The sequence below is a fragment of the Xanthomonas prunicola genome, from assembly GCF_002846205.1.
GTDB lineage: Bacteria > Pseudomonadota > Gammaproteobacteria > Xanthomonadales > Xanthomonadaceae > Xanthomonas > Xanthomonas prunicola.
On the sequence record NZ_PHKV01000027.1, the window covers coordinates 1 to 11795 of the forward strand.

Here is an 11795-nt window from a genome sequence, read left to right on the forward strand (position 1 = left end):
CTCACCCGCCCTTCGGGCACCCTCTCCCGCGTGCGGGAGAGGGACCATCAGGAGAGGGAGTCGCCAAGAGAGAAGCCCGCCAGGAGAGGAAACTGCCGGGAAAGGGTTGGGTGGGAGGCGTTCCCCGTAGACGAGGGCTCGCGCCCTTCCCCCGTTCACGGGGGAAGGGGCCCGGAGGGCGGATGGGGGCAGCCACCCTTGGCCTCACGTCCAATCCCAATCCCCCCGGCAGCTACAATGGCCGGCTCATGACCGCTGTCCTGCCGATGCCGCAACCCCTGGACGACCCTGCGCCGCGCGACCCGCGGCAGCGGCTGCAGCGTGAACAGCTGCGCCTGGGCAAACGCCTGCAGCGCCAGGTGGGTCAGGCCATTGCCGATTTCGGCATGATCGTGCCCGGCGACAAGATCATGGTGTGCCTGTCCGGTGGCAAGGACAGCTACACCTTGCTGGACATGCTGCTGCACCTGCAGCGCAAGGCGCCGGTGCCGTTCACATTGGTGGCGGTAAACCTGGACCAGAAGCAGCCGGACTTCCCGGCCCATGTGTTGCCGGCCTACCTGCGCGGGCTGGGCGTGCCGTTCGACATCGTCGAGCAGGACACCTATTCGGTGGTCAGCCGGGTGATTCCGGCCGGCAAGACGATGTGCTCGTTGTGCTCGCGGCTGCGGCGTGGTGCGCTGTATGCCTATGCGCAAGCGCATGGGGTCACCAAGATCGCACTCGGCCATCACCGTGACGACATCGTCGCCACGTTTTTCATGAACCTGTTTCACCACGCTCGGCTGGCGGCGATGGCGCCCAAGCTGCGCAGCGACGACGGTGCGCATGTGGTGATCCGCCCGCTGGCCTATGTGCGTGAAGCCGACATCGCTGCGTACGCGCAGGCGCGGCAGTTCCCGATCATTCCGTGCAACCTGTGCGGCAGCCAGGAAAACCTGCAGCGCCAGCAAGTCGGCAAGATGTTGCAACACTGGGACCGCGAGCAGCCCGGGCGCGTCGATCAGATCGCTCGCGCCTTGGGCGATGTCCGCCCCGAACAACTGGCCGACCGCACGCTGTTCGATTTTTTGGCGCTGGGCCGCAGCGGCGATGCGCCGCCCGGTTTTGCGCCTGATTCCAGCGCGTGGCTGCCGGCCAGCGACGCCACCCACGATAGCGACTGACGCAGCCGATCCGGCTGGCGGCAGTCTTCCACCCTCCACGTTTTTCCTCATTCGGTCCAACGCATGTTCTTTCGCAACCTCACCCTGTTCCGCTTTCCCACCACCCTGGATTTTTCGCAGATCGACACGCTGCTGCCGCCAGTGCAGCTCAAGCCGGTCGGCCCGTTGGAAATGAGTTCGCGCGGTTTCATCTCCCCGTTCGGCCGCGACGAGCAGGAAGTGCTCTCGCACCGCCTGGAAGACTTCCTGTGGCTCACCGTCGGCGGTGAAGACAAGATCCTGCCCGGCGCGGTGGTCAACGATCTGCTCGAGCGCAAGGTCGCCGAAATCGAGGAAAAGGAAGGCCGTCGCCCCGGTGGCAAGGCCCGCAAGCGCCTCAAGGACGACCTGATCCATGAGCTGCTGCCGCGCGCCTTCGTCAAGAGCTCGCGCACCGATGCCATCCTGGACCTGCAGCACGGGTATATCGCGGTCAACAGCTCCAGCCGCAAGAGCGGCGAGAACGTGATGAGCGAGATCCGCGGCGCGCTGGGCAGCTTCCCGGCGCTGCCGCTCAATGCCGAAGTCGCCCCGCGCGCCATCCTCACCGGCTGGATCGCCGGCGAGCCCCTGCCCGAAGGCCTGAGCCTGGGCGAAGAGTGCGAAATGAAGGACCCCATCGAAGGCGGCGCGGTGGTCAAGTGCCAGCACCAGGAACTGCGCGGCGACGAGATCGACAAGCACCTGGAAGCCGGCAAGCAGGTCACCAAGCTGGCGCTGGTGCTGGACGACAATCTGTCGTTCGTGCTCGGCGACGATCTGGTGATCCGCAAGCTCAAGTTCCTCGACGGTGCACTGGACCAGCTCGAACACAGCGAAGATGACGGCGCACGCGCCGAACTCGACGCCCGCTTTGCGCTGATGAGCGCCGAAATCCGCCGGCTGTTCCTGCTGCTGGAAACGGCGTTGAAGCTCAGCAAGGCCGAGTGATCGATGCGCGCCAGGTGCTGTTGTCGGCATCTGGCGTCGCAGCGCGCTGCCTGTGGCGCTGGTGTCGACACGGCCAAGCCGCTGCGCGGCGCATGGCGCGGCGACGGGTAGGACGGCATCGACTTTTGTCTGAACGAGACAGCCGTAAAGGCTTCACGGATGCACGTGTGACGTCGCCGCTGACGTCTCACCGACTGACACATCGCAGCGGTATCCTGTGCGCATGTTCAAGCCCGTCCGCCGCCTGATTGCGCCGCCCTCGCAAGTTGTCGAACGCGACTGCGTGCGCGTGCAACTGGAAGGCCGCGACATTGAGGTGCTGCGCGTGCGCGACCCACGTGCGCGACGCATCAAACTCAGTGTCGATGAACGCGGCGCGCGCCTGACTTTGCCGTTGCGCGCAAGCCTGATGTCCGGCGAGCGCTTTCTGCATGCGCATCTAGAGTGGCTGAGCACACAGCTGTCGCGGTATCAGCAAGTCGATGCATTTCCTGCGCTTGAGCGCGGCGTACCCGGACAACTGCCATTGCGCGGTGTATTGCTGCCGTTGAGCTGGCACGAAGGGCGCTACGCACGCATCGACATCACCGACGACGGCGCGCAGTTTTACGTGCCCACCCGCCTGGGCGACGCCGGTCTACGCCGCACCTTGAAAGAATTCTACGAAGCGCAGGCGCGCGCCGATGTCGGTCGCTGGCTGCCGAATTATCTGCCCGGCCTGCCGCGCGCACCGGCACGGCTGCGCCTCAAAGTGATGTCCTCGCAGTGGGGCTCGCTCGCACCGGACGGCTCGATGGCGCTGGATCTGGCGCTGGTGCTCGGCCGTTCGTCTGCGTTCGAGTACGTGTTGGTGCACGAGCTCTGTCATTTAGTGCAAGCCAACCATTCGGCAGCTTTTTGGTCCGAAGTGGAACAACGCTTCCCCACCTGGCGAGATGAGCGCAGTTATTTCCACGAACATGGCCGCCAGCTCAAGGCGCAGCTGCGCCGCTTGCTGCATGTCGAATAACGCAGGCGCAGCGCGCGTCGCTTAGAAGCGGTGTTTGGTGTAGCGCTGGCACGCGCTTGCGTACAGGCAATGTATCAACACGGCAATCCAGGTGGCCATGCGCGTGTCGATGTAATCGCTAGCGCCACGCGTAAGACGCCCCGCTTGCACGTTGTCGGCAGGCCAGCGGTGACAACCAGGCAACGCATTTTGACAGGGCGCTTTCGGCGGTCGCGACACCTGCCTCCAGCGTGCGTGCCGACATCCAGTGGTCTGCGTGACACGCAGCCGTCCATGCCTGTTCCTACAGAATGCGATCGTCCGCGTCCAAGTGGGACGCCGCACGCACCACTTGGATAAAGGTCCACGGCGCATGCCACGAATCGAAGGATTCAAGGGCGCTGACGACACGGGCGGCGTCTGCCATGGGTCTAGTTCCCCTGCGTGCGACGCATCGCCACATCACGCTCGCGGCAACGCATCCAAAAACTCCTTGATCACCGTCGCCACCGTTTCCGGCGTTTCCATATGCACATGGTGCCTGCCTGGCAGCAGGTGCAGGCGCGCATCGCGCATCATCGCCACGCGGTGATCGCGTAACGTAGCCGGGAAATACGGCTGTGCGGGCGTGGCGAAGATTGCCTGGGTGGGGCAGGCAATCGAGGCCAGCAGCACGTCGATCTGTGCCTCGGTCATGCGGATGGCGGTCGGCAGGGTCAGGCGCGGGTCGCTGCACCAGCTGTAGCCGCCTTCCACCACGCGCACGCCGCGTTCGACCAACAGCCGTGCAGCCGGCTCGGTGAGCTGATTGGCCATCATGCGCGCGCGCACCGGCATCTCCATCGACGGAAACACCCGCAGCGGCCGCTCTGCCAGCGTGTGCGCCGAGGCCACTGCATCGCGCAGGCGTGTTGCGGTGCTTTCCACCGGCTCGGCCAGTGCGCCCAGCATTTCGATGGCGATCAAGGCCTCCACGCGCTCCGGTGCGCCGGCGGTCAGCAGGCTGGCAACGCCGCCGCCCAGCGAGTGGCCGAGCAGGGTGAAGCGATCCCAGCCCAGTGCGTCGACAACCTGCAACAAAATGGCGATCGCGCTGCTGAGCGTGTACTCGGCGCCCACCGGCAGCCACGTGCTGTGGCCATGGCCGGGCAGATCCAGCAGCACCAGATCCAACTCGTGCGCGTGCAGATGCGCGCTCAGCGGCACGAAGCTGGCTGCGTTATCCAGCCAGCCATGCAGGGCCAGCACACGGCGCGGGCCGCGCTCCGGGTTGCGCAATCCGGTGACCCGGCCAATGGCCAGGTCGCACGCAAACGGCTCCAACCTCACGCGCGGCGCGCCACCTCGGCCAGCGCGTGCGCATGCGCAGCGCTGGCGTTGAGGCAGGGGATGTAGCTCAGCGTGGCACCGCGCTCGGCCAGCGTTTCGGCAAAGCCCAGCGCCACTTCTTCCAGCGTTTCCAGGCAATCGGTGGCAAAGCCCGGGCAGACCAGATCGAAGCTGCGCACGCCGCCTTCGGCCAGCGCCCACAATGTGGGTTCGGCGTATGGCTGCAGCCAGCGTTCGGCGCCAAAGCGCGACTGGTAGCCCATCTGCCACTCGTCCGCTCCCAGCCCCAGCGCCGCCACGATCGCCTGCGCGCTGCGTTCGCACTGCTGCGGATACGGGTCGCCGGCATTGGCCACGCGCTGTGGCAGGCCGTGGAAGGAGAACATCAGTTTCTCGCTGCGCCCATGCGCCTGCCAGTGCGCGCGGATCGACTCGGCGATCGCCGCCACCCAGCCGGCGTCTTCGCAATAGTCCTGGATCACCTCCACTGCGATCTCCGGCGCGCTCGGGCGCCATGCATCCACCACGTCCTGGATCGAGGCGGTGGTGGTGGTGGAATACTGCGGATACAGCGGCAGCACCACGATGCGCCTGATGCCGCGTGCGCGCAGCCCGTCCAGCGTCTTGCGCAATGCCGGCTCGCCGTAGCGCATGGCCCATTCCACATGCCAGTCGGACATCACCGCTTTCAAGCCCTCGGCCAGGCGGCGCGTGTAGACCGCCAGCGGCGAGCCCTCCGGCAACCACACCTTGGCGTATTTTTCGGCCGATTTGGGTCCGCGGATCGGCAGGATCACCCCGTACAGCAGTGGCTTCCAGAACAGCGGCGGAATCGCGACCACGCGGCGGTCGCTGAGGAACTCGGCCAGGTAGCGGCGCACGGCCGGGGCGGTCGGCGATTCGGGGGTGCCGAGGTTGACGACCAGCAGGGCGGTATCGGGTGTCGTGTTCATGCGCACCATTCTGGCAGAGCCGGGCACCGCTGCCGACAACAGCGCAACGATCGCTGCGATCGGCCGCCTCTTCCACTGCCGGTTGCGCTCACCACCGATTCATTGCGCCGGCACTAACGTCGCGGCATTGCTATCTTTAACGGAATATCCCTTGGAGCTTGTCATGCCTCGTTTGTCGCGCCTGGCCCTGTTGTTGTCGCTGACGTTCGTCGCCGGCCATGCCGTCGCCGGCCCGGAAGAAGACCAGCGCGCACGTAATGCGGTGCGAGTGCTCACAGAGATCATGAAGATCCCCGAGCAGGCCATTCCGGACAAGCTCCTGGACGAAGCGCGCGCCATCGTGGTCATTCCCGATACGCTCAAGGCCGGCCTGGTGATCGGCGGCCGTCGCGGCCACGGCCTGATGTCGATGAAGAACGCCGACGGCAGCTGGTCGCAGCCGGTGTTCGTCAAGCTCACCGGCGGCAGCATCGGTTTCCAGGCCGGTGTGCAGTCGTCCGACGTGGTGCTGGTGTTCCGCAACGACCGCAGCCTGGACAACATCGTCAACGGCAAATTCACCCTCGGCGCCGACGCCGGCGTGGCCGCAGGCCCGGTTGGCCGCAACGCCGCCGCGGCCACCGATGGCCAGCTCAAGGCCGAAATCTGGTCGTGGTCGCGCGCCCGTGGCTTGTTCGCCGGCGTTGCGCTGGACGGCGCGGTCCTGCAGATCGACGATGCCGCCGACCTCAATGCCTATGGCGGCGGCGCCACCCCGCGCATGATCTTCGAAGGCCGCACCAACGAGCGCCCCTCCACCGATGTGATCGCCTTCCGCGACCGTCTGGAAGAGGCCACCTACACCGCACGCGCCAATCGCGGCACCGACGCCGCCGCCGACGGCGCGCCACCGGCACCGCGTCCACAGACCCCGCCACCGGCGCAGGCACAGCAACCGACCAATGTGCCGCCGGCCAACCAAGCCAGCACCGTGCCGATGCAGCCCAGCGCTACGCCGCCGGCACAGCAAGGTTTCCAGCCGGTGTCGGAGGGCGAAATCCGCACCGAATCACTAGACGGTAACCGCTAAAGCACTGTCATCCCCCTGCGCGGTGCGCTGGGGTATCCTGCGTCTTCCTTCTTTTTCAGCAAGCGAGCAGATCATGGGCGGTTTCAGCATTTGGCACTGGCTGATCGTGCTGGTGATCGTGTTGCTGGTGTTCGGTACCAAGCGGCTCACCAGCGGTGCCAAGGACCTCGGCAGCGCGGTCAAGGAATTCAAGAAAGGCATGCACGACGACGACAAGCCGGCCGGCAAGCTCGGCGACGACTCCCGCACTGCCGAGCAGGCGCGTGAGGCGCAGGCCGAACGCGACCGCGACGCGCGCTGATCCGGAGCGTCGTCGGTGTTTGACATAGGTGTTGGCGAACTGACGCTCATTGCGGTCGTCGCCCTGGTGGTGCTCGGCCCAGAGCGTTTGCCCAAGGCGGCCCGATTCGCCGGATTGTGGGTGCGCCGTGCGCGCATGCAGTGGGATTCGGTCAAGCAGGAACTCGAACGCGAACTCGAGGCCGAAGAGCTCAAGCGCAGCCTTCAGGATGTGCAGGCCTCGCTGCGCGAGGCCGAAGACCAGCTGCGCAACTCCCAGCAGCAAGTCGAGCAGGGCGCCCGCGCGCTGCATGATGACGTCAGCCGTGATATCGACATCCGCAGCAGCGCCACGCCGGTGGCAACGCCGCTGGAGCTGGCGCATGCAGATTTGTCTTCCAGCGCGCATCCCGATGCGGCGCCAGGCGCATCGCATGCACCTGCACCCTCCGCGCCCGTGATTGCGCAGGCCCAACCCATTGCGCCAGCGCCGCATCAAACCCTGGTCCCGGCTCCCCACGGCACTGTCGTGCCGGCGCCGCACGCCGCGCATCTCAGCAGCGCGCCTGCGCCGGTGAGCGTCGCGCCCGTCGATGCGGGCACACCGGCCGCGCTGCCGATCGAGCCGACCAAGATCCAGGAGAAACAGCCGTGAGCCTGTTCGACGACGCACAGGCCGAAAGCAGTTTGATCGAGCATCTGGTCGAATTGCGCGCCCGCCTGGTACGGGCGCTGATCGGTCTGGGCGTGGTGCTGTTGGCGTTGCTGCCGTTCTCGCGTGCGATCTATTCCTGGCTGGCCGCACCGCTGATCTCGCAGCTGCCGCTGGGGCAGACGATGATCGCGATGAACCCGGCCGGCGCGTTCTTCGCCCCGCTCAAACTGACCTTCTTCGTGGCAGTGTTCTTTAGCGTGCCGTGGCTGCTGTATCAGGCCTGGGCATTCGTGGCGCCGGGCCTGTACCAACGTGAGAAAAAGCTGGCATTTCCGTTGCTGGCCTCGGCGGTGGCGCTGTTCTACCTCGGTTGCGCGTTCGCGTATTTCCTGGTGTTGCCAGCGGTGTTCCACTTCCTGACCACGTTCAAGCCGGACGTGATCGCCATTACCCCGGACGCCAATTCGTACCTGGATTTCGTTCTCGCCATCTTCTTCGCCTTCGGTGCCAGCTTCGAGCTGCCGGTGGCGTTGGTGATCCTGGTGCTGCTGGGCTGGGTTACGCCGAAACAGCTCAGCGAAGGCCGCGGCTACGCCATCGTCGGCATCTTCATCCTGGCTGCCGTGCTTACCCCACCGGACGTGGTCTCGCAGCTGATGCTGGCCATCCCGATGTGCCTGCTCTACGAGCTGGGCATCATGGCCTCGCGTGCGGTGGCGCCGAAGGATGCGGCGTCCAGCGCTGCTAGTTGAGCCAGAAGGCTGCGTCCTTCGTGCGCATGGTCGATGCCATATGCGCGATTGTGCCGAGGGTGACTGCACCACCATCCACCCGAAAGGAACATAAAAAAAGCCGCGCTTTCGAGCGGCTTTTTTGCTACGCCTCAGCAATGCCAGCGCGTGACTCAGGCCACAAACACATCCGGCCGTGATGGCGGGGCTGGCTGGGCGACGGCGCCTTCATGGCCGAACATCTGCTTCCATGCCGCGTACACCGAGCCGGCGAACACTGGCATCAGCACGGCCATCAACAGCAGCTGGGCCAGCCACATTGCCACGGTCTGGCCGGCGACCAGGCCGACGATCAGCGCCACGATCATCACACCAAAATAAATCGCGAAGATGGCGATGAAGGCGAGCACGAAGAACACCAGCATCGCCGGCAGGTTGTGCAGGCTGGCCCGCAGGCTTTCGCGCAGCGCATGACCGCCGGTGCTGCGGTTGAACATCACCTGCGGCGGCATCACGAACAGCGCCAGCGTCATCGCCGCAAACGTGGCGATGGTCAGCAGCAGCCACAGCAGGATGCGCCCGGCCGGCAGGCTGGCTGCCAGTTGCTCGATCTGCACCGGATCCGGCTGCGCGCCGGACTGGCTGATCTGGTTGATCTTGACCATCACTTCGGACAGCTGCTGCAGGCCGCTGGCACCGATCATCGCCAGCAACAGCACGCCCAGCAGCAAACCGGCGATCAGCTGCGGCAGCAGCGACACCAGCAGATGCGGCGCGCGGCCTTCCTGCAGGCCATGCAACAGATGCGATGGCCTGGCGATGCGGCCTTCGTCCACTTCGCGGATGGCCCACAGCAGGCCGCCCATGAACAGTGGGCCGGCCAGCACCAGCAGGAACTGCAGGGCCGGGCCCAGCAGTGGCACCAGCACCGACAGCGACACCACCAGCGAGGCGGCCACGCTCCAGATCACCCCCAGCGAGCCAAGCGCCAGCGGCGCCCGCTTCAACAGCGAGAAACCGGTCAATAGCCACTCTGCGCCGGCAGATGCCGGCACCTTACGAATTTCGCTCATTCCCATTCCGGATCGATACGCGCGCCGGACCATCCGGCGTCACGCGATTATCGCTGCTTTTACGTGTGCGCGGCGGGACGAGCGTTCACTGTTTGCAGGCCGCGTGCGTGATGCACGAATCGGCGCAGCAACTTGCGGGCGACCGGGGCGGCGGTGACCTCGCGGGCGACCGTGCGTGCGCAGTGGCCGTGGCGGGCAATGCACTCGGCGCGCGCGCGGACGTAGCCGCGCATATGGTGGGTGGCGAACTCCGGGTGGAACTGGACGCCCCAGGTGGCCCGGCCCCAACGGAAGGCATGGCAGCGGTCCTGCCGCGAGTACGCCAGCACGACGGCGCCATCGGGGGCGCGGACGACCGTCTGCAGATGGGTGGCATGGGCCGGGAACTGTGGCGGGAGGCCTGCGAATAAAGGATCTTGCTCAGCCGGCGGATACAGTTCCAGCGCGATGGTGCCGGATTCGCGCCCGGCCGGGTTGTAGTCCACCTCGCCGCCGAGCGCGTGCGCCAGCAATTGGTGTCCGTAGCAGATGCCCAGCAACGGCTTGCCGTCGTGGGCGGCGTCGCGCAGCCACTGCGCACTGCGCTCGCTCCAGTCCGCACGGTCGGTGACGAACGCGGCCGAGCCGCTGACGATGATGCCGGCAAAGTCGGCGGGGTCGGGGAGCGCGTCACCATTGGCGACGTCGATGGCCACCGTTTCCTGCTCGGCCAGTCCAGCCGCCACGCGGATCCAGTGCTGGAAACGGCCGTATCGCTTCATCTCCGGCACGGGATGCCCGGTTTCGATGATCAGGAACGGCAAAACGGACATGCGCGAAGATCCGGACACAACAGATGCCCCCGATTGTAGGCGGCAGCGACGCGTTTTTTTCAAGCGGCACTCCAATACGCGCGCTGCGGGTCATTACCGAATGACATGTCCTGATTCCCTCGCAGCGAGACGCTGATGATGGTAGCGGTGGTCGCCGACTGGTGCATGTCCTGGATATCGGCAGAAAAACGCACGGCTGCAATGGCAGTGCCCTGGCGCCATCGCTGTGGTCAGGTCGACGCAGGGTTCGGCGGGATTGGTGTGGAAAAACATCGAATCGTGCATAACCATCCGAATACCGTGCTTGACGGCTGCAGAGCACGTCGCCGTGCCGGCGTGCTGCATCCCATGCGTTCAATCCATGCAATGTGTCGGGGCCATTGGCCCAACGCGCAGCGGGCGTCGCACACGTCCTCGGCGTTTCGTATTGAAGAAGTCGCTCGCGGACAGATTGACTACATTTCCGTGCATGAAAACCCATGCCACCAATCCACATTCGTTCCGCACAAACTCGCCTTACGCTCATGTTGAAAAGCCCGTGCTAACGGAGGATCAGCCAGCAGCCAGCAGCAGCGGCACGCATCAACCGCTTGGACGGCCGCCTAGAAAACAGCGGAGGATAGAGTCGGATGACCCAGGGGCGTCGACGCGCGACAGGCAGTCCTTTACGGCAAGCGCGTTAAAAAAAAAGGAAATCGATGCCAGCGAAGGCGCATTGGACAGGCGATTTCGGCAGTGGCAGCCCTCTGCCGTAAAAAACGAGCGCATCAAAACCGAGCGGTACCCGGACAAGGTGAGCGCTGACGTCGGCGCGTCGTCAGGGAATCATCGGCCCCAACGATCGTCGCAACATGGTTTGGAGGCGAGGGCATCTCTTCGACCGCGCGAACAACCGTCCGAGTGGTCTGCAAGAAAGCGACCGCGTGAAGAGCAGGCGCCATCTCGGCAGTCAAAGCGGCCATTCCATGGCATGGGGCTGACGACCGACGACCTTCGCAGGGCGGAACATCAGCTGGACTGGGCGGCAAAAAAACGGCTACAGGCACAGCGACTGCAGCAGCAGCGACAGTTGAGCGAGCCCCACGGAATCGCTCGCAACCACAATGCTGGCCTGTGCGTGTCGATGGCATATGACAACGAGTTGGCGCATCGCATGCGTGACGGGATGGCGTTGCCCTTCCTGGAAGAGAATGTCGCCGCGCAACTTAACGCGCAGCGGCTGGACAAATACCTTCAGCTGATTGCCACTGCACGGCGCGCCAGGGCAGGTGTGACGCCCCGCGATCTCGATCTTTGCACCGAACTTGCGGCCCACTATCTCACCGAGACCGGATGGTTCGAAGGTGCATCGCTGAAGCAGCTGGCGCACGTGGGCAACAAGCTGAGCAAGCACGCGAACCAGCCCGCATGCATGGAGGCAATCGCGTGGATCGCCGGGCAGCTCACGCAGGCCGATGATCTGGTGGGGCTGGGAGGCTACCCGTCAATTCTGTTTCTGAATGCCTTCTCGAAGAATCTCGACAGCGGCCGGTGTGAACGCGCGGTGGCGCGTTTGGCACGTCATCTGCGGCGTGACGACCACGCCCGACAGGACCTGAGTCCGCAGAACATCAGCCTGGCACTCAATGCCTTCAGCAAGTGGCCCGATGACCCGGACTGCCAGGCGATGGCGCACCGGTTTGCCGCGCTTGTCGCCAGCGAATCCCGCCTGCGTTCTGCCATGGATGCCCAGAGCGTGGCGACCGCGCTCAACGCCCTGTGCAAATGGCCC

General features: G+C 65.3%; 11 protein-coding genes and 1 pseudogene. 8 read left to right on the top strand and 4 right to left on the bottom strand.

Annotated elements, in window-relative coordinates; all coding sequences use genetic code 11:
- Nucleotides 1-248 precede the first annotated feature (248 nt).
- The 3 genes from ttcA (at nt 249) to XpruCFBP8353_RS22520 (ending at nt 3144) form a co-directional block, all read left to right on the top strand.
- Complete coding sequence (gene ttcA, locus XpruCFBP8353_RS22510) at nt 249-1166, top strand: tRNA 2-thiocytidine(32) synthetase TtcA (RefSeq protein ID WP_101365198.1); 918 nt, start codon at nt 249-251, stop codon at nt 1164-1166.
- Between the two features lie 63 nt (nt 1167-1229).
- A complete protein-coding gene (locus XpruCFBP8353_RS22515) occupies nt 1230-2135 on the top strand; it encodes a recombination-associated protein RdgC (RefSeq protein WP_003484983.1) in 906 nt (301 codons plus the stop codon).
- A 223-nt stretch (nt 2136-2358) separates the two neighbouring features.
- On the top strand, nt 2359-3144 hold the full coding sequence (locus XpruCFBP8353_RS22520; RefSeq protein ID WP_101365199.1) for a YgjP family zinc-dependent metalloprotease: 786 nt from the start codon (nt 2359-2361) through the stop codon (nt 3142-3144).
- Between the two features lie 441 nt (nt 3145-3585).
- On the opposite strand, the gene XpruCFBP8353_RS22530 is transcribed toward XpruCFBP8353_RS22520, so the two are convergent.
- Nucleotides 3586-4446, bottom strand: a complete 861-nt coding sequence (locus XpruCFBP8353_RS22530; RefSeq protein ID WP_101365200.1) for an alpha/beta fold hydrolase — start codon at nt 4444-4446, stop codon at nt 3586-3588.
- 2 nt (nt 4447-4448) lie between these two features.
- Nucleotides 4449-5414 carry a ferrochelatase gene (hemH, locus tag XpruCFBP8353_RS22535; protein WP_101365201.1) on the bottom strand — a complete coding sequence of 322 codons (966 nt, stop codon included), beginning with the start codon at nt 5412-5414 and terminating at the stop codon, nt 4449-4451.
- A gap of 154 nt (nt 5415-5568) precedes the next feature.
- On the opposite strand from hemH, the gene XpruCFBP8353_RS22540 reads away from it, so the two are divergent.
- From XpruCFBP8353_RS22540 to tatC, 4 genes are all read left to right on the top strand, one after another.
- Nucleotides 5569-6474: a lipid-binding SYLF domain-containing protein gene (locus tag XpruCFBP8353_RS22540; protein ID WP_101365202.1), complete on the top strand. Its 906-nt coding sequence runs from the start codon at nt 5569-5571 to the stop codon at nt 6472-6474.
- Between the two features lie 73 nt (nt 6475-6547).
- Complete coding sequence (gene tatA, locus XpruCFBP8353_RS22545; RefSeq protein WP_003484969.1) at nt 6548-6775, top strand: Sec-independent protein translocase subunit TatA; 228 nt, start codon at nt 6548-6550, stop codon at nt 6773-6775.
- 15 nt (nt 6776-6790) lie between these two features.
- Entirely contained in the window at nt 6791-7408 is a 618-nt protein-coding gene (gene tatB / locus XpruCFBP8353_RS22550) for a Sec-independent protein translocase protein TatB (RefSeq protein WP_101365203.1), read from the top strand.
- A complete protein-coding gene (gene tatC / locus XpruCFBP8353_RS22555; protein ID WP_101365204.1) occupies nt 7405-8160 on the top strand; it encodes a twin-arginine translocase subunit TatC in 756 nt (251 codons plus the stop codon). The genes tatB and tatC overlap by 4 nt, the downstream gene beginning before the upstream one ends.
- A 152-nt stretch (nt 8161-8312) precedes the next feature.
- Here the strand turns inward: tatC and XpruCFBP8353_RS22560 are convergent, their stop codons facing one another.
- Together XpruCFBP8353_RS22560 and XpruCFBP8353_RS22565 are read right to left on the bottom strand one after the other, a co-directional pair.
- Nucleotides 8313-9212, bottom strand: coding sequence for a BPSS1780 family membrane protein (locus tag XpruCFBP8353_RS22560; RefSeq protein WP_101365205.1), 900 nt, complete (start codon nt 9210-9212; stop codon nt 8313-8315).
- A 59-nt stretch (nt 9213-9271) separates the two neighbouring features.
- Nucleotides 9272-10024, bottom strand: coding sequence for a glutamine amidotransferase (locus tag XpruCFBP8353_RS22565; RefSeq protein ID WP_101365206.1), 753 nt, complete (start codon nt 10022-10024; stop codon nt 9272-9274).
- A 469-nt stretch (nt 10025-10493) separates the two neighbouring features.
- On the opposite strand from XpruCFBP8353_RS22565, the pseudogene XpruCFBP8353_RS22575 reads away from it, so the two are divergent.
- A pseudogene (locus tag XpruCFBP8353_RS22575) lies at nt 10494-11795 on the top strand (hypothetical protein); the annotation flags it as partial.

Excerpts from the sequence above, each read along its gene's own strand:
- XpruCFBP8353_RS22565 (WP_101365206.1), bottom strand. The coding sequence starts at position 10,024 with ATGTCCGTTTTGCCGTTCCTGATCATCGAAACCGGGCATCCCGTGCCG.
- ttcA (WP_101365198.1), top strand. The coding sequence starts at position 249 with ATGACCGCTGTCCTGCCGATGCCGCAACCCCTGGACGACCCTGCGCCG.
- XpruCFBP8353_RS22540 (WP_101365202.1), top strand. The coding sequence starts at position 5,569 with ATGCCTCGTTTGTCGCGCCTGGCCCTGTTGTTGTCGCTGACGTTCGTC.
- XpruCFBP8353_RS22515 (WP_003484983.1), top strand. The coding sequence starts at position 1,230 with ATGTTCTTTCGCAACCTCACCCTGTTCCGCTTTCCCACCACCCTGGAT.
- XpruCFBP8353_RS22520 (WP_101365199.1), top strand. The coding sequence starts at position 2,359 with ATGTTCAAGCCCGTCCGCCGCCTGATTGCGCCGCCCTCGCAAGTTGTC.
- XpruCFBP8353_RS22560 (WP_101365205.1), bottom strand. The coding sequence starts at position 9,212 with ATGAGCGAAATTCGTAAGGTGCCGGCATCTGCCGGCGCAGAGTGGCTA.
- hemH (WP_101365201.1), bottom strand. The coding sequence starts at position 5,414 with ATGGTGCGCATGAACACGACACCCGATACCGCCCTGCTGGTCGTCAAC.
- tatA (WP_003484969.1), top strand. The coding sequence starts at position 6,548 with ATGGGCGGTTTCAGCATTTGGCACTGGCTGATCGTGCTGGTGATCGTG.